The following is a 277-nucleotide window of genomic DNA, read 5'->3' on the forward strand; positions in this document are numbered from 1 at the left end:
TACTGCATTACTGAGTACGGCGCGCTCAAGCTCAGCGCGGCAGGTCGAACAACAGGACTTCAGCCTTCTCGCCACCGCTGATCTCGATGCGGTCGACCGCACTGAGCTTGACGGCATCGCCCGCCTGCAGGGCCTGGCCATTGACGCTGATCTTGCCACGGGCCACGTGCACATAGCCCAGGCGGCCTTGCGGCAAGGTGTACTCGGCCGCTTGTGCGCCGTCGAACAGACCGGCGTACAGCTGGGCATCCTGGTTCATGCTGACCGAACCTTCACG

At 63.5% G+C, this 277-nt stretch carries 1 pseudogene; it reads right to left on the bottom strand.

The features are described from left to right. Positions 1–31: 31 nt before the first annotated feature. Positions 32–277, bottom strand: a pseudogene (locus tag E0702_RS17150) (pirin family protein); the annotation flags it as partial.

Source organism: Halomonas marinisediminis (assembly GCF_004347715.1).
In the GTDB taxonomy this organism is placed as follows: Bacteria; Pseudomonadota; Gammaproteobacteria; order Pseudomonadales; family Halomonadaceae; genus Halomonas; species Halomonas icarae.